This is a genomic window from Streptomyces sp. NBC_00286, assembly GCF_036173125.1.
Classification (GTDB): domain Bacteria; phylum Actinomycetota; class Actinomycetes; order Streptomycetales; family Streptomycetaceae; genus Streptomyces.
Genome location: NZ_CP108054.1, coordinates 6,459,303 through 6,480,317, shown reverse-complemented (window position 1 = coordinate 6,480,317; position 21,015 = coordinate 6,459,303). Strand labels below are relative to the sequence as shown.

The following is a 21,015-nucleotide window of genomic DNA, read 5'->3' as shown; positions in this document are numbered from 1 at the left end:
GCCAACTTCCGGCTACCGGGCACTCCTTGGCCGAAGGGGTCTACACCCCCCGTTCCACCTGCACCGAAAGGGGTGCCAGGGGGCGTCACACCCTACGGGGACCGGCCACGGAGCTGAGGCGCACTTCCCTGTGCGGCCCACGAGTGCAACGCTTCGTGATCGAATGCTTCACGCCAAGTTGTCATGTCGACAATCTGCCGAGTGCTGAACTGGTCACGTAGGCACCACGGGACACAGTAGATTCGATCATGCTGTCTGACGGCGGGGGACTCGTGCAGGACCGAGGGGAAACGTGTTGGAGCGACAGACCCGAAAGGTTAGGGGCGCCGCGACCACCGAGGGGGGCTTAGCAGTATGAGCCACGACTCCGCTGCCGCGCCGGAAGCCGCGGCCCGGAAACTTTCCGGGCGACGCCGCAAGGAGATCGTCGCGGTGCTGCTGTTCAGCGGCGGCCCCATCTTCGAGAGTTCCATTCCACTGTCGGTGTTCGGGATCGACCGCCAGGACGCCGGCGTGCCGCGCTACAGGCTGCTTGTCTGCGCGGGGGAAGAGGGGCCCCTGCGGACCACAGGGGGACTTGAACTCACCGCGCCCCAGGGGCTGGAGGCGATATCCAGGGCGGGCACCGTCGTCGTGCCCGCCTGGCGGTCGATCACCTCGCCGCCGCCGGAGGAGGCGCTCGACGCACTGCGCCGGGCGCACGAGGAGGGCGCCCGCATAGTCGGGCTGTGCACCGGCGCCTTCGTACTCGCGGCGGCAGGGCTGCTGGACGGCCGCCCGGCGACCACCCACTGGATGTACGCGCCGACGCTGGCCAAGCGCTATCCGTCCGTCCACGTCGATCCCCGCGAACTGTTCGTGGACGACGGCGACGTGCTCACATCGGCGGGTACGGCCGCGGGTATCGACCTCTGTCTGCACATCGTGCGGACGGACCACGGAAACGAAGCAGCCGGAGCGCTGGCCCGCCGTCTGGTGGTCCCGCCCCGGCGCAGCGGCGGCCAGGAGCGCTACCTCGATCGGTCTTTACCAGAGGAGATCGGCGCCGACCCGCTCGCGGAGGTCGTCGCCTGGGCGCTGGAGCATCTCCACGAGCAGTTCGACGTGGAGACGCTGGCGGCACGCGCGTACATGAGCCGTCGTACGTTCGACCGCCGGTTCCGCTCGCTCACCGGGAGCGCTCCCCTGCAGTGGCTGATCACGCAGCGGGTGCTCCAGGCGCAGCGGCTCCTTGAGACGTCCGACTACTCGGTGGACGAGGTGGCGGGCCGCTGCGGCTTCCGCTCCCCGGTGGCCCTGCGCGGCCACTTCCGCCGGCAGCTCGGCTCGTCCCCGGCCGCGTACCGGGCCGCCTACCGGGCCCGGCGCCCGCAGTCCGACAAGCCCTCGGACGCGGAGGGACCGCCACCGCCACCGGCTGCCCCGCAGGAGTCCGCCTCGGTTCCCCAGCAGACCCGCCGCACGGCCGCCGCCCACGCGGTGGGCCCGACGGCGTCCGTCTCCACGGAGCCGGGCAAGAGCGGCACCGAGATGTACGCCAACGGCCGGCCGAGCCTGCCGGGGCAGCGGAGCGCGCCGTAGCGCTCCGCTGGAAGCATGGTGAAGCTGAGCCGACGTGCGGCTCCGGCGCGGGCGCGGGCCCGGTGAGGGCTGGTCGCGCCCGCGCGGCGGAGCCGCATAGTGTCACGCCCCGCGCCCCTAAGAGGCCTGCGGCCTCAAGGGGCGCGGTACTCACCGGTCTTCACCACGCGTCGTAGACGTACAGCCCGCAGGGTGAGGCGCGGCGCCGGGCAGCCTGCCTGGTCCCGCGCCTGCCGCGGCGGTGGCGGCGGGCCGTAGGGTAAGACATATGAACGATCGCATGGTGTGGATCGACTGCGAGATGACCGGTCTCTCGTTGTCCGACGACGCGCTCATCGAGGTGGCCGCACTGGTCACCGACTCTGAGCTGAACGTGCTTGGCGAAGGGGTGGACATCGTCATCCGCCCGCCCGACACGGCGCTGGAGACCATGCCGGAGGTGGTGCGCACCATGCACACCGCCTCCGGTCTCCTCTCCGAGCTGGCCGCCGGTACGACGCTGGCGGACGCCGAGGAGCAGGTCATGGCGTACGTACGGGAGCACGTCAAGGAGCCGGGCAAGGCCCCGCTGTGCGGCAACTCGGTGGGCACGGACCGCGGTTTCCTGCTGCGGGACATGCCGGCCCTGGAGCAGTACCTCCACTACCGGATCGTCGACGTGTCCTCCGTCAAGGAGCTGGCCCGCCGCTGGTACCCCCGGGCGTACTTCAACAGCCCGGAGAAGAACGGCAACCACCGCGCCCTCGCGGACATCCGCGAATCCATCGCCGAACTCCGCTACTACCGCGAGGCGATCTTCGTCCCGCCGCCCGGCCCGGACTCGGACACGGCCCGCGCGATCGCCGCGAAGCACGTCCTACCTGGGGAGTAGGGGCTGTACTGCGCCCTCGTAAACGCGGGCGCGAGCACCCCTTCCGACCCTGTACACTTTTTCTCGGCCGGTCGGGAAGTCCACGCGGATAACCGCCGGTCATGGTGGGTGTAGCTCAGCTGGTAGAGCACCTGGTTGTGGTCCAGGATGTCGCGGGTTCAAGTCCCGTCACTCACCCTGAATGATCAAGGCCCGGCCTGCACAGACAGGTCGGGCCTTCGTCATTCCCGCGCCCACGGGAACACCCCGGGAACGCCGACCCTCACGACGAGTCGCGCTCCACCAACATCGCCGGAAGCACCAACTGCCGCTTCTCCAGGCCTCGCGAGACCGCAGGCCGACGGTCCGCGATCTCGTCCAGCAGGAGGTCGAGCATCGCGCGGCCCATGTCCTCGATCGGCTGGCGGACGCTGGTCAGCGGCGGGTCCATGTGGCGGGCGATGGCGGAGTCGTCGTAGCCGACGAGGGCCACGTCGTCGGGTGTGCGGCGGCCCGCCTCGCGCAGCACCCGGCGGGCGCCGGCCGCCATCACGTCGGAGCCGGCGAAGACGGCGTCCAGGTCGGGGCGGCGGGCCAGCAGTTCCGTCATCGCGCGGCGGCCGCCCTCCTCCGTGAAGTCACCCGTGATGATCAGTTCCTCGTCGACCTCTCGGCCCGCGTCGCGCAGCGCGTCGCGGTAGCCGTCGACGCGGCGCTGGGCGCCGAAGACGTCGAGGCGGCCGGCGATATGGGTGATGGTGCGGCAGCCCCGGGCGAGCAGGTGCTCCGCCGCGGCCCGGCCGCCGCCGTAGTTGTCCGAGTCGACGGAGGGCAGCGTCTCGTCCGCGGACCTGCGACCGCTGATCACCGCCGGAATCTCCAGCTGGGACAGCAGATCCGGCAGCGGGTCGTCCGCGTGGACCGAGACCAGCAGCACGCCGTCCACCCGGTGCGCCGCCAGATACTGGGCCAGCCTGCGCCGCTCCCGGTCACTGCCCGCGAAGATCAGCAGGAGCTGCATCTCGGTGTCCGAGAGGGCCGCGCCCACGCCTTTGAGCATGTCCGAGAAGTATGGCTCCGCGAAGAAGCGGGTCTCCGGCTCGGGGACGACCAGGGCTATCGCGTCGGTACGGTTCGCGGCGAGAGCGCGGGCCGCCGTGTTCGGGACGTAACCGAGTTCCGCGACCGCCGCCTCGACGGCCGCGCGGGTGGCCTCGCTGACCCGCGGGGAGCCGTTGATCACGCGGGAGACCGTGCCACGGCCCACTCCGGCGCGCGCGGCGACCTCCTCGAGGGTCGGCCGCCTGCCGCTGCGGCCCCGCGCTCCGTGGACTACCATCCCCTGCCTCCCGTCCGACACGGCTCGCACCGCGTGTGGCCTGGAATCTAACAGTGTCGATCCCTACCCGGCCTCCGGCGCCCATCTCCCGGACCCCGCACCGGAATTCGATCACTCCCCAGTACAGCGGACAGTCGTTAGTTAACAGCCCGATAACTGAAGACATATCTCGCCGTCCGGTCCCTTGACACCCCCGCTTCGAGCGGCGAACCTTCAACACATCACTTGTGGGAGCGCTCCCACAGTACCTGGCACATACACATCCCGCACGTTCCCCGCCCGAGCCGCAAGTGAGAACACACGGGCCCAGCAAGAGAGTTGGCCGGGGGGTCGGCACGTCAGGGCAACAGGAGGACGACAATGCGCGCACGTACCCGAACCGGCCGCCGCAAGGTGGTAGTCCTCGCGGCCGTGGCGTCGCTGGGCGCCGGGCTGCTGGCCGGTTGTGCCGATGACGGCGGCGACGAGGAGTCGACCGGCAGCGGCAGCGGTGGCGGTAAGACCAAGATCACTCTGGGTCTCTTCGGCAGCTTCGGCTTCGAGGAGGCGGGCCTCTACAAGGAGTACGAGAAGCTCAACCCGGACATCAGCGTCCAGCAGACGGTGATCGAGCGGAACGAGAACTACTACCCGCCGCTGGTCAACCACCTCACCACCAACAGTGGACTGCAGGACATCCAGGGCATCGAAGTCGGCAACATCAACGAGGTCGCGAACACCTACGCGGACAAGTTGGTCGACCTGTCCAAGTACGGCAAGGAGAGCGACTTCCTGGACTGGAAGTGGAAGCAGGCCACCACCGAGAGCGGCGAGACGATCGGCCTCGGCACCGACGTCGGCCCGATGGCCATCTGCTACCGCAAGGACCTCTTCGAGGCGGCCGGTCTGCCCACCGACCGCGAGGAGGTCGGCAAGCTGTGGGAGGGCGACTGGGAGAAGTTCGTCGAGGTCGGCAAGGACTACAAGGCGAAGGCCCCGAAGGGCACCACCTTCATGGACTCCCCCGGCGGCCTGCTCAACGCCATCATCGGCAGTGAGAAGGACCGGTTCTACGACTCCTCCGGCGAGGTCATCTACAAGACGAACCCGGCCGTGAAGGCCGCCTTCGACCTGACGGCCGCCGCCGCCGAGGACGGGCTCGTCGGCAACCAGACGCAGTTCCAGCCCGCCTGGGACACGACGATCGCCAACAGCAAGTTCGCCGCGATGTCCTGCCCGCCGTGGATGCTCGGCTACATCGAGAGCAAGTCGAAGCCCGAGAACGCCGGCAAGTGGGACGTGGCCTCGCCGCCGAAGGCCGGCAACTGGGGCGGTTCCTTCCTGGCCGTGCCCAAGTCGGGCAAGAACGCCGAGGAGGCCGCGAAGCTCGCCGCCTGGCTGACGGCGCCCGAGCAGCAGGCCAAGCTGTTCTCGAAGCGCGGCAGCTTCCCGAGCGCGCAGGCGGCGTACGATCTGCCGCTGGTGACCGGCGCGAAGAACAAGATGACCGGTGACGCCCCGATCGGCGAGATCTTCGCTCCGCTCGCCGAGGAGAGCCCGATCCAGACCATCGGCCCGAAGGACCAGATCATCCAGCAGGGTCTGACCGACAACGGCGTGATCCTGGTGACCCAGGGCAAGTCGCCCAAGGAAGCCTGGGACACGGCCGTCAAGACCATCGACAACAACCTGGAGAAGTGACCGGTATGGCCACCCGGCACGACACCGCCGCGCCCCCTGCCAAGGGGGGCGCGGCCCCGGGCCGTCCTCCGGCCGACGCGATACCACCGGACGTGGCGAAGAAGCGCGCCCGGCTCTCCCGCCGATGGCAGCGGGACCTGCGCTGGAGCCCGTACGTCTTCGTCTCGCCGTTCTTTCTGCTGTTCCTCGCGTTCGGTCTGTTCCCGCTGCTCTACACCGCCTGGGCATCCCTGCACACGGTGGAGCTGACGGCGCCGACCGACATGGAGTGGGCGGGGCTGCGCAACTACACGCGCATCTTCGACGACGAGTTCTACTGGAACGCGGCGCAGAACACCCTGACCATCGGCATCATCTCCACCGTCCCGCAGCTGCTGATGGCACTGGGCCTGGCCCACCTCCTCAACTACAAGCTGCGTGCCTCGACCTTCTACCGGGTCGTGATGCTGGCGCCGTACGCGACGTCGATCGCCGCCGCCTCCCTGGTCTTCGTGCTGCTCTTCGGCCGCGACTACGGCATGATCAACTGGGCCCTCGGCATCGTCGGTATCGACAACATCGACTGGCAGAACGAGACGTGGGCCTCGCAGCTCGCGGTGTCGAGCATCGTCATCTGGCGCTGGACCGGCTACAACGCGCTGATTTATCTGGCGGCGATGCAGGCCATACCGCAGGATCTGTACGAGTCGGCGGCCCTGGACGGCGCCTCGCGCTGGAAGCAGTTCATTCACGTCACGCTGCCCCAGCTGCGGCCGACGATCCTGTTCACCGTGGTCGTGTCGACGATCGGGGCGAGCCAGTTGTTCGGCGAGCCGCTGTTGTTCGACGCCAACAAGGGCGCGTCCGGTGGCTCTCAGCACCAGTTCCAGACGCTCGGTCTGTACATGTACGAGCAGGGCTGGCTGAACCAGCACCTGGGCCGGGCCTCCGCCATCGCCTGGACGATGTTCCTGATCCTCATCGTGATCGGCATCGTCAACTACGTCATCTCGCGCCGGCTGCGCGCCAGTAGTTAAGGAGAACCGGCCGTGACGACGACCCTGACCAAGCCTCCGGCGGATCCGGAGCCCGGACCGCCCAAGCGGCGCCTACGGCGGCCCAAGGCGGCGCGCGCCGGCGGGCACATGCACGCCGGGCCCATCGCGTACGCCATCCTCATCCTGTTCAGCATCGGCTCGCTGTTCCCGCTGGTGTGGACGGCGATCGCCGCGTCCCGCGACAATGCGCGGCTGGCCGACACCCCGCCGCCGTTCTGGTTCGGCGCCAACCTCTTCGACAAGCTCGAACTGGCCTGGACGGACGCCAATCTGGGCGAGGCGTTCCTCAACACCACGCTGGTGGCGGGCGTTTCGTCGCTGACCATCGTGTTCCTGTCCACCATCGCCGGTTTCGCGTTCGCCAAGCTGCGCTTCAGAGGCCGTAACGCCGCCCTGCTGATCGTCATCGGCACGATGATGGTGCCGCCGCAGCTCAGCGTGATCCCGCTGTACATGATGGTCGCCGAGCTGGGCTGGACCGATCAGCTGCAGGCGGTGCTGCTGCCGTCGCTGGTGAACGCCTTCGGGGTGTTCTTCATGCGGCAGTACCTACTCCAGGCGCTGCCGGACGAGCTGATCGAGGCGGCCCGTGTGGACGGCGCGAGCAGCTGGCGCGTGATCTGGCACGTCGTGTTCCCGGCGGCCCGGCCCGCGATGGCCGTCCTGGGCATGCTGATGTTCGTGCAGACGTGGAACGACTTCCTGTGGCCGTTCCTGGTGCTCACCCAGCTGGGCAACCCGACCGTGCAGGTCGCGGTCGCCGGCCTCGGCCGCGGCTACACCCCCGACCAGTCCCTGATCATGGCGGGCGCACTGCTCGGCACCCTGCCGCTGCTGCTCGTCTTCGCCATCTTCGGCAAGCAGATCGTCGGCGGCATCATGCAGGGCGCCGTCAAGGGCTGACCCCGCCGACAGCCCCGCACATGGGGGCCGGGCCACCGTCGCCCCGGCCCCCGCCCTCCCCCACCAACCCCTCGGCCTCCACGACCCCAAATGGGAGCGCTTCCATGCCTGAGCCTGTGACCTTTCCCCCCGCCTTCCTCTGGGGAGCCGCGACTTCCGCGTACCAGATCGAAGGGGCGGTGCGAGAGGACGGCCGTACGCCCTCGATCTGGGACACCTTCAGTCATACGCCGGGGAAGACGGCCGGTGGCGAACACGGTGACATCGCTGTCGACCACTACCACCGCTACCGCGACGACGTGGCCCTCATGGCGGAGCTGGGCCTCGGCGCGTACCGCTTCTCGGTGTCCTGGTCGCGGGTGCAGCCCACGGGCCGCGGCCCCGCCATCCAACGCGGCCTGGACTTCTACCGCCGCCTGGTGGACGAGCTGCTCGCGCACGGCATCAAGCCCGCCCTCACCCTCTACCACTGGGATCTGCCGCAGGAGCTGGAGGACGCGGGCGGCTGGCCGGAGCGCGACACGGCGCTGCGGTTCGCGGAGTACGCGCAGATCGTCGGCGAGGCGCTCGGCGACCGCGTCGAGCAGTGGATCACCCTCAACGAGCCGTGGTGCAGCGCCTTTCTCGGGTACGGGTCCGGGGTGCACGCTCCGGGCCGTACGGACGCGGCGGCCTCGCTGAAGGCGGCTCACCACCTCAACCTGGCGCACGGGCTCGGCACTTCGGCCCTGCGCGCCGCGATGCCCGCCCGCAACACGGTCGCGGTGAGCCTCAACTCCTCGGCCGTCAGGACCGTTTCGCAGGACCCGGCGGATCTGGATGCGGGGCGGCGGATCGACGACCTGGCGAACGGCGTCTTCCACGGCCCGATGCTGAACGGCGCGTACCCCCAGACGCTCTTCGAGGCGACGTCCTCGGTCACGGACTGGTCGTACGTCCTCGACGGCGACCTCGAGCTGATCCACCAGCCCCTGGACGCCCTGGGCCTCAACTACTACACCCCGGCGCTGGTTTCAGCCGCCGAGTCCGCCCCGACGGGTCCGCGAGCGGACGGCCACGGCGCCAGCCCGTACTCCCCCTGGCCGGGCGCGGACGACGTGATGTTCCATCAAACTCCGGGCGAGCGCACGGAGATGGGCTGGACGATCGACCCGACCGGCCTCCATGAGCTGATCATGCGCTACTCGCGCCTGGCCCCCGGACTCCCCCTGTACATCACGGAGAACGGCGCCGCCTACGACGACAAGCCGGACCCCGACGGCCGCGTCCACGACCCCGAGCGGATCGCCTACCTGCACGGCCACCTCTCGGCCGTCCGCCGCGCGATCGCCGACGGCGCGGACGTCCGCGGCTACTTCCTCTGGTCCCTGATGGACAACTTCGAATGGGCCTACGGCTACGGCAAGCGCTTCGGCGCGGTGTACGTCGACTACTCGACCCTGGCTCGTACGCCCAAGTCGAGCGCCCTCTGGTATGCGCAGGCGGCTCGCACGGGGGAGCTGCCTCCGGTGACCACTGAGTAGGGGGAAACAGGGGGAACGGGGGGATGGGGCGCGGCGCTTGAGGGGGGTGCCGCGCCCCGCACTCCTGGTCCGCCTCCGCGAGAGTGGCCGCCCGTACGGCCGTTTCAGCCCCGTCCCGCTTCCGTGACGCTGAGCTTGTGGGCGGAGTGGAGCGCGGCGAGGAGAGCGGCCAGGTAGAGGGACACGGCGAGAACGGCCAGTTGCCACCAGGGGACGCTCAGGACGAAGCCGTTGATCTGCAGGGCGAGGACGACGCTCGGGACCAGGGCGATCACCAGGCCGAGGACGGTGCTCGCCGCGATGAGTGCGCCGTGCTGGGCGAGCAGGACGTGACGGGCCCAGCGCGGAGGAATGCCGACGGCGATCAGTCGGGCCACGTAGCGGCGCAGGACGCGGTCTGGCTGCGGGTGGCGGCCAGGATGGCGAAGAGCGCGAAGGTCACCAGGCCCGCGGCGGTGGCCAGCAGTGCGGCGGGGGGTACGGGATCGTCCGGTGTGAAGTTGATCTGTACGGCGCTGGCGTCCATGCCTGCGTTGATGACGGCCTGTTGTACGGCGTGGCTCTGGTCGGCGGAGACGCCGGTGACCATGAGCGGGCCCTCAGTCTGGATCGGGAGCCGGAGTGCGTCGGCGGTGGCGCGCAGCTAGGCCACCTCCGCCGCATCTGCGCCAAGCTCGACGTGGACACCCGGGTACACGCCGCCCGCGTCGCCTGGCTCACCGGCGTGAGCACGCCCCATCCGACGGCGGAACTGGTGCCGGAACTCGCCGAGTGAGCTGGTCTCGAGCTGTCCCGTCACCACAACTCGCCACAGCCATGCCCGTCTTCGCCCGCGTGGCCGTCGGCAGCGGAGCACTCACCCGCGCCCCGGTTAGAGGTCGCCGTCGACGCTGTGACCGAGCGGCCCTCGGGGGACCAAGGCTGTTGCGGGAACTTGTGACACTTGCACGTGCAAGTGTCACAAGTTCCCGCAACAGCCCACCCACCCCTCAGCCGACTACCGCACCCGCGGAACGGTGCTTGCCCTTGTCCGTGAGTTTCTCGTTGCACGTCCCAAGCGCGCGTCACCGCGCGGTCGTCCAAGGGAGTCCAGCCGAACAACGCGTCCAGATCCCGGACCAGATCCGCCCGGTCTTCCGCGTTCCTGACGCAGTAGAGGAACGCGACCTCAGTAAGCGGACCTGAGGCAGGCGGCCGCACTCATCGACGGTAGTTCTCCTTGTCCAGCAACGTGTCGAAGTCACCGGCGTCAGCCCGCGCCGCCAGCCGGGCCAGGGCGAGCGCATGCTTCTTGCGCTCGACGCCTTCCTTGAGCGCGGCGTTGACGGTGTCCCTCTTGGTCTTGGTTCCGAACACAATGGCCGCCTCGGTCAGTAGGTCCTCGTCGATGTCGATCAGCGTCTTGGCCATGAGCGGACCTCCTGTGGTTTCGTAGCGAGAGTCGGCAACACCGGCGCATGCCTGCCGTCGTTGGGTGACCTGTTCCGACAGCGTCTGCCGGTGATCTTCGCTGATACGGTCCGATCATGCCGCGCCTGGTGGAAGTCCCTGGGTACGTACGTTTCTTGACCGCTTCGGCCGTGTCTGCATTCGGTTCTCAGGTCACGGGGCTGGCGTTGCAGATCCTTACAGCCGTGGCGCTGAGCGCCTCCGCCACCGAGGTAGACATCGTCAACGCCGCCCGCTGGGTTCCGTATCTGCTCTTCGGACTCATAGCCGGGGTTGTGGTGGACCGCTGGCGGCGTAAGCCGATGATGGTTGCCACGGACCTCGGACGGGCGGTCCTGCTCGGTGCCATACCCGTGCTGTACGCGCTGGATCGCCTCAGCATCCCCGCTCTGTGCATGTTCGTCTTCGTGTTCGGGGTGCTGTCCTTGCTGTTCGAGGCGGCGAACCAGTCGTATGTGCCACAGCTGGTACCCAAAGAGCTGCTCAACGCGGGGTACGCCCGTATGCAACAGGCCGACGCGGTGGCCGGCTCGAGCGGCCCGCTGATCGCCGGGGTGCTGATCAAAATCATGGGAGCGCCGCTTGCCGTGCTGGTGGACGCCCTCACCTACCTGATATCCGGCCTGTTGCTCGCCTCGGTGAAGGCGCCCGACCCCGTCCCCGATCGAGGTGCACGGCGCAGCCTGGGCAGCGAGCTGCGCGAGGGCGTGGCATGGGTCTACCGGCATGGCACGCTGGCGTCCATCGCCCTGACCTCGCACGCGATGCTCTTCTTCAACAGCATGGTGAGCACGGTCTTCGTTGTCTTCGCTCTGCAGAGCCTCAAGATCGGGGAATTCGGTCTGGGGGTCACGTATGCCTGCGCGAGTGTCGGTGCGGTACTCGGCGGTGCGCTCTCCGGTCGCTTGGCCAGAAGACTGGACGTCGGTGCCACTCTGATCGCCTTCCGCCTGCTCGCCGCCATCGGCTGGGTGCCTTTCCATGGGGCTCCTGTCGGGTTGGGCGCCTACGCGGTGACCAGGTCCGGGCTCGTCAACTGACTTGAGGGCGGGGGTGCTTCCTCGTGACGCGGGGTGATTGGGTCGATGCCGAAGGTAGGGCCACTCATGGGAAAGTTACAACCGTGTACAGCATGCTTCCCTCTCAAGAGTGACGCCCCTTCAGTGCGATGGACGTCGGCGCCGTCCTCGCGACACACTGCGCAAGGCCACAGGGAGGACCGCATGCCACCGAGGAGCAGCCCCAGCGAGCGTCAGCGACGTCTGGGGGCTGAGCTGCGCAAACTACGCATCCAGGCAGGGATGTCGGGTGACGCCGCTGCCGAGCTCATCCATGCCGAGCGCACCAGGATCAGCCACATCGAGAGCGGCCGCGTCGATGTCCCGCGCAACGGGTTGTACAAGTTGCTACGTGCCTACGGTTGCCCGGAGGGCGCCTACTTCGACGGCCTGATGGCGATGGCTCAGGAACGCGGGAAGGGTTGGTGGAGCGAGTTCAGCGACACCATCGGGCCAGCGGCCCGCGATCTGGCCGAACTCGAATCGCGGTCAACCGTGCTACGAACGCACGAACCGATGCTCATCCCCGGCATGCTCCAGGCCAAGGACTACGCCCGCGCAGTGCTCGAAGCCACCGAGGGGGACCCGCAACGGGCTGACCGCTACGCCCAGTTCCGCCTGGCGCGGCAGCGTGTACTGACCCGCGATTCCCCCGTGACGTATCACGCCGTCATCCACGAGGCCGCGCTCCACACCCGCGTGGGCGGCCCGGCAATCATGCGCAGGCAACTCCTGCGGCTGATCGAGGTCTCCCGGCTGCCCAACATGACCGTGCAGGTTTACCCGTTCGAAGCTGGGAACTACGCCGCGCACACCCAGTCGTTCGTCATCTACGGCTGCACGACCCCCGAACTGGACACGGTCTACCTGGAACATCCGACGAAGTCGCTCTTCCTGCGGGATGGAGACCAACTCGACGAGTACGCGAAGATGTTCGAGAGGCTCTCGCAACTGGCGCTAGCTCCGGTCGACCCGGAATCGGCGCCGGAATCGCACGAGTCACGGGACTCTTTGAGCCTCATCCAGCACGTGATGTACACCTTGTGAAAGGACCGAGCATGCCCCAACTTGCCTGGCAGAAGTCGTCGTTCAGCTCAGGCGGCGAGGGCAACTGCGTAGAGCTGGCGGCGGCCTCGGCCCCGTACCGCATTCATCTCCGCGAGAGCGACCAGCCGCACGGGATAGCCACGACCACACCTCGCGCCCTGGCGGGCCTGCTGCATGCACTGAAGTCAGGAAACCTCAGCCACTAAGCCCCACGTGCGTGAACACGACGTCCCGTACGCGGAGGACGGTCCTGCGCACGGTGATGCGCGCACAGCTGATGGAGGTGTCGCGGCTGCCCAACGTGACCGTGCAGGTCGTCCCGTTCGAGGCGGGCGCCCACTCCGCGTACGGCCGCGCGTTCGCGACCTTTGATGGCGGGCGCGTCCCAGGCGTGCGCAGTCGATGCCCCGTCACAGTCCGTCGCTATCCCGGAAAATGACTCGTCAGTAGACTTACGTGGGGGCCCTCCTTCGCTGATCTTTTACCATGCCTTTACATTGCAAATGAACGGATCAAATAGGAACGAAAAACCCTCCGGTCGCTCGAAAAGAACCTCATGGAACGTTTCACCCGGGATATTTGACTCTATTGGCCGAACGTCCTGAACACGAAGCTCTCCCGGAGTACACCTTCTCGGGATGCAAGGACGTGACCATGAGCGCAAGACATGATCGGCCGGGGCGTACGGGGCGGCGCGCCAAGGTGGGAATGATCGCCGGTGGTGCGGCCGTCGTGCTGGCCGCCGGAGTGGGTATAGCCGCACCGGGCGGGAGTTCCCCCGACGATACGACGCCTGGTACATCACTGGAGCAGCCCGGGCAGATCGACCCCGAGGGAACATACCAGACGGCTGTCGACTATCTGGTCGAATCCGGGATGGACCGCGAGGCCGCGGAGGCCCGGATGCGGAACCAGCAGCGGTATGTGAAAACCGCCGAGAAACTGCGGGCCGAGGCGCCGGACGACATCCAGTCGGCGTACATCGACGGCGACGGTGAGCTGGTGGTGAACGTCCTGACCGACAAGGGCGGCACGCTGGCGAGCGACGCCGGTGCGACACCACGTCAGGTTTCCTCCAGTTGGGAAGAACTGACGGAGATCCGACAGCAACTCCTCGCCTCCGCAGGGGGCGAGGCAGGCATGACCGTCGGCATCAATCCGAAGAGCGGCAAGGTCGAAGTCGCGTACTCCTCCTCCGGGAAAGCCGTCGCACGGCTCCTGGCCAAGGCCGAGCAGTACGGCGACGCGGTCACGGTCACCAAGAAGGCGGGCACGCTCCAGAGGGCCGTCGATGTCCCTCCCGGACAACAGATCACGATCGGCGGTCAGGGATGTACGGCCGGCTGGGGAGTTGATATCGAGGACCTCCCTGGTGACCCTCGCACCACCACTACGGACGGCCTCATCACCGCCGGCCACTGTCTCAACGCGGACACTCCGGTGCAGTTCAAGGGCAAGGACGCCGGTACCGCGTTCGACATCCACGACGGAGCGGACGGCGACTACGGTTTCGTGGAGCTGAACCAGGATCACTCCAGCGTGCCGAACCTCGCGTTCGTGGAAGAGCCGGTCATCGGCATCCAGAGGACGATGATCGTGGGCACCGTCGTCTGCAAGCTCGGCGTCACCACCGACGAGACGTGCGGCGAGATCGAGGCGGTCAATGAATCCGTCGAGATACCGAACCCGGACGGCACCACCACCACATACAACGGCATGGTGAAGGCGAGCATGTGCGTCAAGGGGGGTGACAGCGGCGCCCCCGTCTACACCTTCGCGGGCGATGTCACCCAGCCAGGAGCGGTTCTCGCCCTGGGGATCGCCGGCTCGGGCAACAACATCAACGGTCAGTGCGGGGAAGAGGTCGACCCGAAGGAGGAGAACGAGTCCCACTTCCAGCCGATCGACATCGCCGTTCCGGAGGGTGGGCCCTACGAGTTGAAGCTGGCCGGATCAGGTGGGGGAGGCAGCGGCTCCTCCTGATCCGGAGCGCTGACCCCGAGCGCTGATCCAGAGCGCGCCAGAGCGATCTCCAGCGATCCGGAACGATCCGGAACGATCCGGAACGATCCGGAGAGATCCGCGATTCCGAAACGATCCGGAACGGGCACCGTCCGGCACGAACCCACCCCCCGCGTGAGCCACCTCTGGTGAGCGCCCCCTGAGTTGAGGCGGCAGGCCGCCATCTGTCCTGCGCTGCGGCCTGCCGTCTCTCCCCTCAAGTGTGCTTCCCCCGTGCCGCATGCCGCCCTTCCGGCTGCCAAGCCCCCTTGCTCAGCCGCGAAAGGACGTACCCCCGTGTCAACTCGCAGAACCAACAGTGCCCCCAGTGCCAACAGCGGTCATCGCGCCCGCCGTACTCCCCGCAAAAAGACCCTGGCCTGGCTGAGCGGCCTGGCCGTCGTGGCCGCCGCGGCCGTCATACCGTTCACCGCCAGCGGTGCCGAGGGTGGAAGCGACTACGTCGCCCTCGGCGACTCCTACTCGGCCGGCACCGGCGCCGACCCGTACCTGTCCAACGACGCCACGATTCCCCCGGTCGACACCCTCACCGTCAACGCCCCGCCGACCTCGGTCAACCACAACAACAACTGCCAGCGCAGCGACAAGGCGTACTCCGCGCTGCTCGCCAAGGAGGAAGGCGACGCCGACGGCTTCATCAGCAGCTACACCTTCGCCGCGTGCGCCGGGGCGGTCTCCCAGGACGTCCGGGACCGGCAGCTGACGGTGCTGAACGACCAGACGGATGTGGTGACACTCACCATCGGCGGCAACGACGTCAAGTTCGCCCGGGCAATGGAACTCTGCGTCGCACTGCCCGACATCACAGGGGCCTGCGCCATCGCCCTGAACGAATCCCTGTCGATCATGGAGAACGACCTCCAGCCGCGGCTGGAGGCGACCTACAACGAGATCCTGGCCGCCGCTCCGAACCTGCGCAACCTGGTCGTCATCGGCTACCCCGAGCTGTTCGACCTGGATGGAGCATGCACCGTCCTTGAGGACGTCTTCAACCCCAGTCCGCTTGTGCGCTCCGAGATGAACAGAGCCGCCGCGCAGCTCAATCAGGTGATCAAGGACGCGGTGTCGGCCGTCGGCGGTATAAAGCTGAGGTTCCTGAACCCGCAGCCCGCCTACGCGGACCATGAGATCTGCAGTGCGGAGTCCTTCCTGACCGAGCCTGTCGACACCCCCGCGATCGGCGACTCGTACCACCCCAACGCCAAGGGGCACGCCGAGCTCAAGAAGCTGGTCCTCCGGGTGCTCCGCACCTGACGCCGCCGACAGACCAACGGCCCCAAGGGGCTCGAGAGTCTCAGCGCGGTTCCCGTACGACCACGACGTCCCCGGCGCAATGCCACCGAACTGCCCTCGACCGGTTTGCCCGAGAGCAGTTCGGTGGCATCAGCCGAGACCTGGACCTCGGCCTCTCGGTCGGCAGTTGGTGCGGTTGATGGAGGTCTCCCGGCTGCCCAACGTGACCGTGCAGGTGTATCCGTTCGAGGCGGGCGTCTATGCCGCGCACAGCCGCTCGTTCGTCATCTTCGGCGGCGACGCCCCAGAGCTGGACACGGTGCACATGGAACACCCGACGAAGTCGCTCTTCCTGTGGGATGGAGGCCAACTCGACGAGTACGCGAAGATGTTCGAGAGGCTCTCGCAACTGGCGCTGGCACCGGTCGACCCGGAATCGGCACCGGAGTCGCACGAGTCCCGTGACTCACTGAGCCTGATCCAGCACGTCATGTACACCCTTTGAAAGGGCCCGCCATGCCCCAACTCGTCTGGCAGAAGTCGTCGTTCAGCACCGGCGGCGAAGGCGAGTGTGTAGAGCTGGCGGCGGCCTCGACCCCGTACCGCATTCATCTCCGCGAGAGCGATCAACCGGACGGAATAGCCACGACCACACCTCGCGCCCTCGCGGGCCTGCTGCAGGCACTGAAGTCAGGAGACCTCAGCCGCTGAGCCCCACCTGCGCCTGGTGGCCTATGACGGAGAGCAGTTCGAGTTTTCCCTGGCTGTCCGTGCCGGGGCGGGCGGGCAGTACCACCAGGGTCTGGGCGCGGTTCTCGGTGAACAGGACCTGGGCGTCGATGTCGATACGGCCGAGGTCCGGGTGGAGGATGGTCTTGCACTCCGCGTAGCGGCGGGCGACCTCCCCGAGTTCCCACACGCGGGCGAACTCGGGGCTGATTTCGTGGAGTTCGGCGACCATACGGGCGGCCCGGTCGACGTCGCTGCCGGCCGTCAGCACGGCCCGCAGGCGGGCCGCCATCATGCGGCTGTGGCGCGGCCGGTCCTCTTCGGCGTAGTACAGGCGCTCGGCCGGATCGGTGAACCAGCGGTAGTAGCCACTGCGGGCCAGGCCCGTATGCCTGGTCTGGTCGCCGAGCAGGGCGGTGGCGATCGGGTTCATCGCGAGGGTTTCGGCCATGTCGGTCAGCACCAGGGCCGGGGTGTCGTCGTTCAGGCGTTCCAGGACCCGCAGGAGGGTCGGGCTGACGTGCTCGGAGGGCTGCAAGCGGGCCGGGGCGTTGTGGCCGATGAGGGCGAAGAGGTGATCGCGTTCGTCCGGTGTCAGGCACAGGGCCCTGGCGAGGGCGGTGGCGATCTGGACGGACGGCTGCGGAGCACGCCGCTGTTCCAGGCGGGCGTAGTAGTCGGTGGACATGCCGGCGAGCTGGGCGACCTCCTCGCGGCGCAGCCCCCGGGTGCGCCGGCGCGGGCCCTCGACCAGTCCGACGTCGGCGGGGCGCAGCATCTCGCGCCGCCGACGCAGGAACTCCGCCAGTTCTTTCTTGTCCATGTCCCCCATGGTCGCCGTTTTGCGTCGGCCCATCCAGGGATCGCCGATCCATGGATAAACCGTCCTCTCCCGCCTCCGCGCAGGCGCTCCTACGGTCGGGCTGCGGGCGCGGCGATCACCGGCCCGCAGCCAGCAGCGAAAGAGAGAGACCCCCATGAAGATGACCGGCAACACGATCCTGATCACCGGTGGCACCTCGGGCATCGGGCTCGGCCTGGCGCTGCGTCTGCACGAGGCAGGCAACAAGGTGATCGTCGCCGGCCGCCGCAAGGAACTCCTGGACGAGATCACGACCGAGCACCCCGGCATCGCGGCGCTCGTCCTCGACGTCGCCGACCCCGCGTCGATCGCCCACGCCGCCGAGACGGTGGCAGCCGCTCATCCCGACCTGAACGTCCTGGTCAACAACGCCGGCATCATGCTGCGCGAGAACCTCCTCGACCCCGCCTCCCTCCCGGTCGCCGAGGACCACGTCACGGTCAATCTGCTCGGCACGATCCGGATGACGTACGCCTTCCTGCCCCTGCTCACGGGCAAGGACGACGCGGTCGTCATGAACGTCACCTCGTCGATGGGCTTTGTGCCGCTGGCGGTCACCCCGACCTACGGCGCGACCAAGGCCGCGCTGCACTCCTTCTCCGAGAGCCTGCGCGTGCAGCTCGCCGACAGCGGCGTCCAGGTGATCGAGGTGGTCCCGCCGGGCGTGCGCACCACCCTCATGGGCCAGCAGGAGGACGAGAGCGCCATGCCGCTGGAGGACTACCTCACCGAGGCCGTGGACCTTCTGCGGGAAAACCCCGATGCCAGGGAGATCGTCGTCGAGCGGGCCAGGTTCTTTCGCGACGCGGCGGCGAACGGTACGTACGACGACGTCCTGGCCATGCTCAGCGATTTCCGCTGAGCGGCACCAGGCACCAGGCACCAGGCACCAGGCACCAGGCACCAGGCACACGGAACGCGGAACGCGATGTTGTAGCGCCGCAGTTCCTCGTATACGTACGGGGGTGCTGCTCAGCTGCTACGAGTCACCTCGGCCGTACTTCGGTGTCCTCCGCATGCAGCGCCCCCTCCCCCACAACCCGCACCCCCGTCTCCTCACCCAGCCGCACCCGCAGCGGGCCCGCGACCCGGATGCCGACCGGGGCGTCGTGGCCGTCGACGGACACGGTGACCATGGCGTCGTGGCCGTAGTAGCAGACGTCGGTCACCGTGCCCCGTGCCGCGTCTTCCGCGGTGGGGTCAGTGAGGCGGAGCTGTTCCGGGCGGAGCAGGACCGTGCCGGTGCGCAGGCCCGCGGGCGGGGCGCCCAGGGACACGGTGCCCAGCGGTGTGCGGGCCGTGCCGTCGGTCTCGAGCGTGCCGGGGAGCAGGACGGCGTCGCCCACGAAGTCGGCGACCCAGGGGTCGGCGGGGCTCCGGTAGAGGTCCTGCGGAGTGGCGCACTGGGCGACGCGGCCGTCCCGTACCACGGCGACGAGGTCGGCGGTGGACAGGGCCTCCTGCTGGTCGTGGGTGACCAGCACGGCCGTGGCGCCCGTCGCGCGCAGCGCCGTCCGCACGTCGGCCCGTACTCCCGCCCGTAGCGCGCTGTCGAGGGCGTTGAACGGCTCGTCCAGCAGCACCAGTTGAGGGCGCGGGGCGAGCGCCCGGGCGAGCGCGACGCGTTGCTGCTGGCCGCCCGACAGTTCGTGGGGCATGCGGTCGCCGTAGCCTGCCAGGCCGACCAGTTCCAGCATCTCGTCCGTGCGGCGGCGTCGTTCGGCCCGGTCCACACCCTTCAGGCCGAAGGTCACGTTGTGGGCCACGCTCAGGTGCGGGAACAGCGCGCCCTCCTGCGGGACGATACCGACGCGGCGCCGCTCGGGCGGCACATGGACGCCCGCACCCGGGCCGGTCAGGACCCGGTCGCCCACCCGCACCGTGCCCGCGTCGGCGTGCAGGAAGCCGGCGACGATGCGCAGCAGGGTCGTCTTGCCGCAGCCGGAAGGACCGAGGACGGCGGCCAGGGCGCCGGTCGGGACGGTCAGGTCCAGTCCGCGCAGAACGGGGCCGCCGTCCCCGTACGACTTGGTCAGCCCTTCGACGTGCAGTTCGTTCATGTGCGGCGCCTGTCTGTGTTCACGTGCGGTGCCTCCCCAGGAGGTACGAAGGGACGGCCGCCAGCAGGATCAGCGCGGCCGCGTAGGGTGCGGCCGCCGCGAAGGACCCGGCGCCCGTCTCGGTCCAGAGGCGGGTGGCCAGGGTGTCCATGCCGGTGGGGCGCAGGAGAAGAGTGGCGGGCAACTCCTTCATGCAGACCACGAACGTGAGTGCCGCCCCCGCCGCCACCCCCGGCGCAGCCAGCGGCACGGTCACCTCGCGCAGGACCTGCCACGGCCGCCGCCCCAGCGACCGGGCCACGTCCTCCAGCACGGGCGGCGCCTGGAGCACGGCGGCCCGCGTTGCGGCCACCGCGACCGGCAGGAAGAGGACCGCGTACGCGCAGACCAGGAGCGGGAGTTGCTGGTACAGGGGGTACGCGTAGCGGACCGCGAAGAAGACCAGGGAGAGGGCGACCGTGATGCCGGGCAGCGCATGGCCCGCGTACGCCGCCTGCTCCAGCAGGCGCGCGCCGCGCCCCCGGTACCGGGCGGCGATCACCCCGACGGGCAGGGCGAGGGCCGTGGTGAGGGCGGCCCCGGCCGCGGCGACGGTGAGCGTGGCCCACGCGGTGTCCGCGATCGCGCCCAGGTCCCAGGTGGCCGAGCTGCCGGCGGTCAGCCAGTACGCGAGGGTGCCGAGCGGGAAGACGACGGCCGCGGCCACCACCGCCCCGCACCAGAGGAGGACGAGAGGCCGCCACCGGCCCAGTGCCAGAGGTACGGCCGGGCGGGCGGTGCCGGTGCCGGTCCTTGCGTGCCCGGCGCGTCCGCGCGTACGGGCCTCGGCGGCGACCAGGGCCACCGTCATCACCACCAGCACGACGCTGAGCGCGGCGGCCGGGGTGCGGTCGAAGGACGCGCGGTACGAGGTGTGGATGGCGCGGGTGAAGGTGTCGTACCGCATCAGTGAGACCGCGCCGAAGTCGGAGAGCACGTACAGCGCGACGAGCAGCCCGCCGCCCGCCGCGGCCGGTCGCAGTTGCGGCAGGGTGACCCGCAGGAAGGTCGCCGCCGGGCCGTGGCCGAGGGAGCGCGAGGCCTCCTCCTGCGCGGGGTCGATGCCGCGCAGCGCGGCGGCGACCGGCAGGTGGACGTACGGGAAGCTGACCAGGGTCAGGGCGAGTGCGGCGCCCGCGAAACCGGCGAGTCCGGGGGCGGCGGACAGCCAGGCGAAGGCGGCGACGTAGCTGGGCACCGCCAGCGGCAGCGTGGCCAGCACCGACCAGGCGCGGGCGCCCGGCAGGGCGGTGCGCACCGTCAGCCAGGCCAGCGAGACGCCCAGCACCAGGCTGGCCGCGACGACCACGGCGGTGAGGCCGAGGCTGCGGCCGAGCAGGTGCAGGGTGCGTTCGTCCGCGACGACGTCCCAGGCGTAACCGGGGCCGCGTTCGAGGGCGCGGACGGCGAGATAGCCGAGCGGGAGCAGGGCGAAGAGGGCGGCTATGCAGGCGGGGACGAGCAGAACGAGGGGTGGTCTGGGCCCGGCCGCGATACGGAACGACCGGGCGCCGAGCGCCTTTTGGACCGTACGGGAACGGGGTGGCTCCCCACCCGTCCGGGACCGGCGGGGTGGCTCCCCGCCCGTCCGGGACCGGCGGGG

Annotated in this window: 22 protein-coding genes, 1 tRNA gene and 1 pseudogene; 17 read left to right on the top strand and 7 right to left on the bottom strand. The window is 69.0% G+C overall.

Features of this window, described 5'->3' with window-relative positions; translation table 11 throughout:
- The first annotated feature begins 354 nt into the window (after positions 1–354).
- The 3 genes from OHT21_RS29925 to OHT21_RS29915 all read left to right on the top strand — a co-directional run bounded on the left by OHT21_RS29925 (position 355) and on the right by OHT21_RS29915 (position 2,629).
- Entirely contained in the window at positions 355–1,581 is a 1,227-nt protein-coding gene (locus tag OHT21_RS29925) for a helix-turn-helix domain-containing protein (protein ID WP_328771386.1), read from the top strand.
- Positions 1,582–1,849: 268 nt separating this feature from the next.
- Positions 1,850–2,452, top strand: coding sequence for an oligoribonuclease (orn, locus tag OHT21_RS29920; RefSeq protein WP_328771385.1), 603 nt, complete (start codon positions 1,850–1,852; stop codon positions 2,450–2,452).
- A 104-nt stretch (positions 2,453–2,556) separates the two neighbouring features.
- Positions 2,557–2,629 (top strand) — tRNA-His (locus tag OHT21_RS29915).
- A gap of 85 nt (positions 2,630–2,714) precedes the next feature.
- Here the strand turns inward: OHT21_RS29915 and OHT21_RS29910 are convergent.
- Complete coding sequence (locus tag OHT21_RS29910) at positions 2,715–3,770, bottom strand: LacI family DNA-binding transcriptional regulator (protein ID WP_328771384.1); 1,056 nt, start codon at positions 3,768–3,770, stop codon at positions 2,715–2,717.
- A 360-nt stretch (positions 3,771–4,130) separates the two neighbouring features.
- On the opposite strand from OHT21_RS29910, the gene OHT21_RS29905 reads away from it, so the two are divergent.
- From OHT21_RS29905 to OHT21_RS29890, 4 genes are all read left to right on the top strand, one after another.
- The gene (locus tag OHT21_RS29905) at positions 4,131–5,450 is read left to right on the top strand and encodes an ABC transporter substrate-binding protein (RefSeq protein ID WP_328771383.1); all 1,320 of its coding nucleotides are present in this window, start codon (positions 4,131–4,133) and stop codon (positions 5,448–5,450) included.
- A 5-nt stretch (positions 5,451–5,455) separates the two neighbouring features.
- Positions 5,456–6,466: a carbohydrate ABC transporter permease gene (locus OHT21_RS29900; RefSeq protein WP_328774272.1), complete on the top strand. Its 1,011-nt coding sequence runs from the start codon at positions 5,456–5,458 to the stop codon at positions 6,464–6,466.
- 12 nt (positions 6,467–6,478) lie between these two features.
- Positions 6,479–7,390, top strand: coding sequence for a carbohydrate ABC transporter permease (locus tag OHT21_RS29895; RefSeq protein ID WP_328771382.1), 912 nt, complete (start codon positions 6,479–6,481; stop codon positions 7,388–7,390).
- Between the two features lie 104 nt (positions 7,391–7,494).
- Positions 7,495–8,913, top strand: a complete 1,419-nt coding sequence (locus OHT21_RS29890) for a GH1 family beta-glucosidase (RefSeq protein WP_328771381.1) — start codon at positions 7,495–7,497, stop codon at positions 8,911–8,913.
- Between the two features lie 104 nt (positions 8,914–9,017).
- Here the strand turns inward: OHT21_RS29890 and OHT21_RS29885 are convergent, their stop codons facing one another.
- Both OHT21_RS29885 and OHT21_RS29880 read right to left on the bottom strand, forming a co-directional pair.
- Positions 9,018–9,290, bottom strand: coding sequence for a hypothetical protein (locus OHT21_RS29885; protein ID WP_328771380.1), 273 nt, complete (start codon positions 9,288–9,290; stop codon positions 9,018–9,020).
- Entirely contained in the window at positions 9,278–9,439 is a 162-nt protein-coding gene (locus OHT21_RS29880) for a hypothetical protein (RefSeq protein WP_328771379.1), read from the bottom strand. The genes OHT21_RS29885 and OHT21_RS29880 overlap by 13 nt, the downstream gene beginning before the upstream one ends.
- A 30-nt stretch (positions 9,440–9,469) precedes the next feature.
- Here OHT21_RS29880 and OHT21_RS29875 point away from each other — a divergent pair, with 30 nt between their 5' ends.
- Positions 9,470–9,688 (top strand): hypothetical protein, encoded by a 219-nt coding sequence (locus tag OHT21_RS29875; RefSeq protein ID WP_328771378.1) that lies wholly within the window; start codon positions 9,470–9,472, stop codon positions 9,686–9,688.
- 425 nt (positions 9,689–10,113) lie between these two features.
- Here OHT21_RS29875 and OHT21_RS29870 read toward each other — a convergent pair whose 3' ends face one another.
- Positions 10,114–10,323: a type II toxin-antitoxin system VapB family antitoxin gene (locus OHT21_RS29870; RefSeq protein WP_328771377.1), complete on the bottom strand. Its 210-nt coding sequence runs from the start codon at positions 10,321–10,323 to the stop codon at positions 10,114–10,116.
- Positions 10,324–10,439: 116 nt separating this feature from the next.
- Between OHT21_RS29870 and OHT21_RS29865 the strand changes: the two are divergent.
- The 8 genes and pseudogenes from OHT21_RS29865 to OHT21_RS29830 all read left to right on the top strand — a co-directional run.
- Positions 10,440–11,339, top strand: a pseudogene (locus OHT21_RS29865) (MFS transporter); the annotation flags it as partial.
- Positions 11,340–11,585: 246 nt separating this feature from the next.
- Complete coding sequence (locus tag OHT21_RS29860) at positions 11,586–12,467, top strand: helix-turn-helix domain-containing protein (RefSeq protein ID WP_328771376.1); 882 nt, start codon at positions 11,586–11,588, stop codon at positions 12,465–12,467.
- An 11-nt stretch (positions 12,468–12,478) separates the two neighbouring features.
- Positions 12,479–12,673 carry a DUF397 domain-containing protein gene (locus OHT21_RS29855; protein ID WP_328771375.1) on the top strand — a complete coding sequence of 65 codons (195 nt, stop codon included), beginning with the start codon at positions 12,479–12,481 and terminating at the stop codon, positions 12,671–12,673.
- Between the two features lie 11 nt (positions 12,674–12,684).
- On the top strand, positions 12,685–12,906 hold the full coding sequence (locus OHT21_RS44790) for a Scr1 family TA system antitoxin-like transcriptional regulator (RefSeq protein ID WP_443050447.1): 222 nt from the start codon (positions 12,685–12,687) through the stop codon (positions 12,904–12,906).
- A 215-nt stretch (positions 12,907–13,121) separates the two neighbouring features.
- Complete coding sequence (locus OHT21_RS29845) at positions 13,122–14,450, top strand: S1 family peptidase (protein WP_328771374.1); 1,329 nt, start codon at positions 13,122–13,124, stop codon at positions 14,448–14,450.
- A 315-nt stretch (positions 14,451–14,765) separates the two neighbouring features.
- Positions 14,766–15,743, top strand: coding sequence for an SGNH/GDSL hydrolase family protein (locus OHT21_RS29840; RefSeq protein ID WP_328771373.1), 978 nt, complete (start codon positions 14,766–14,768; stop codon positions 15,741–15,743).
- 79 nt (positions 15,744–15,822) lie between these two features.
- Complete coding sequence (locus tag OHT21_RS29835) at positions 15,823–16,227, top strand: Scr1 family TA system antitoxin-like transcriptional regulator (RefSeq protein WP_328771372.1); 405 nt, start codon at positions 15,823–15,825, stop codon at positions 16,225–16,227.
- 11 nt (positions 16,228–16,238) lie between these two features.
- Entirely contained in the window at positions 16,239–16,433 is a 195-nt protein-coding gene (locus OHT21_RS29830; protein WP_328771371.1) for a DUF397 domain-containing protein, read from the top strand.
- On the opposite strand, the gene OHT21_RS29825 is transcribed toward OHT21_RS29830, so the two are convergent.
- Positions 16,423–17,274, bottom strand: coding sequence for a helix-turn-helix transcriptional regulator (locus OHT21_RS29825; protein ID WP_328771370.1), 852 nt, complete (start codon positions 17,272–17,274; stop codon positions 16,423–16,425). The genes OHT21_RS29830 and OHT21_RS29825 overlap by 11 nt on opposite strands.
- A gap of 154 nt (positions 17,275–17,428) precedes the next feature.
- Here OHT21_RS29825 and OHT21_RS29820 point away from each other — a divergent pair, with 154 nt between their 5' ends.
- Complete coding sequence (locus tag OHT21_RS29820) at positions 17,429–18,175, top strand: SDR family oxidoreductase (RefSeq protein ID WP_328771369.1); 747 nt, start codon at positions 17,429–17,431, stop codon at positions 18,173–18,175.
- Between the two features lie 124 nt (positions 18,176–18,299).
- Here the strand turns inward: OHT21_RS29820 and OHT21_RS29815 are convergent, their stop codons facing one another.
- Positions 18,300–19,373 carry an ABC transporter ATP-binding protein gene (locus tag OHT21_RS29815; protein ID WP_328771368.1) on the bottom strand — a complete coding sequence of 358 codons (1,074 nt, stop codon included), beginning with the start codon at positions 19,371–19,373 and terminating at the stop codon, positions 18,300–18,302.
- 19 nt (positions 19,374–19,392) lie between these two features.
- On the bottom strand, positions 19,393–20,907 hold the full coding sequence (locus OHT21_RS29810) for an ABC transporter permease (RefSeq protein WP_328774271.1): 1,515 nt from the start codon (positions 20,905–20,907) through the stop codon (positions 19,393–19,395).
- Positions 20,908–21,015 lie beyond the last annotated feature (108 nt).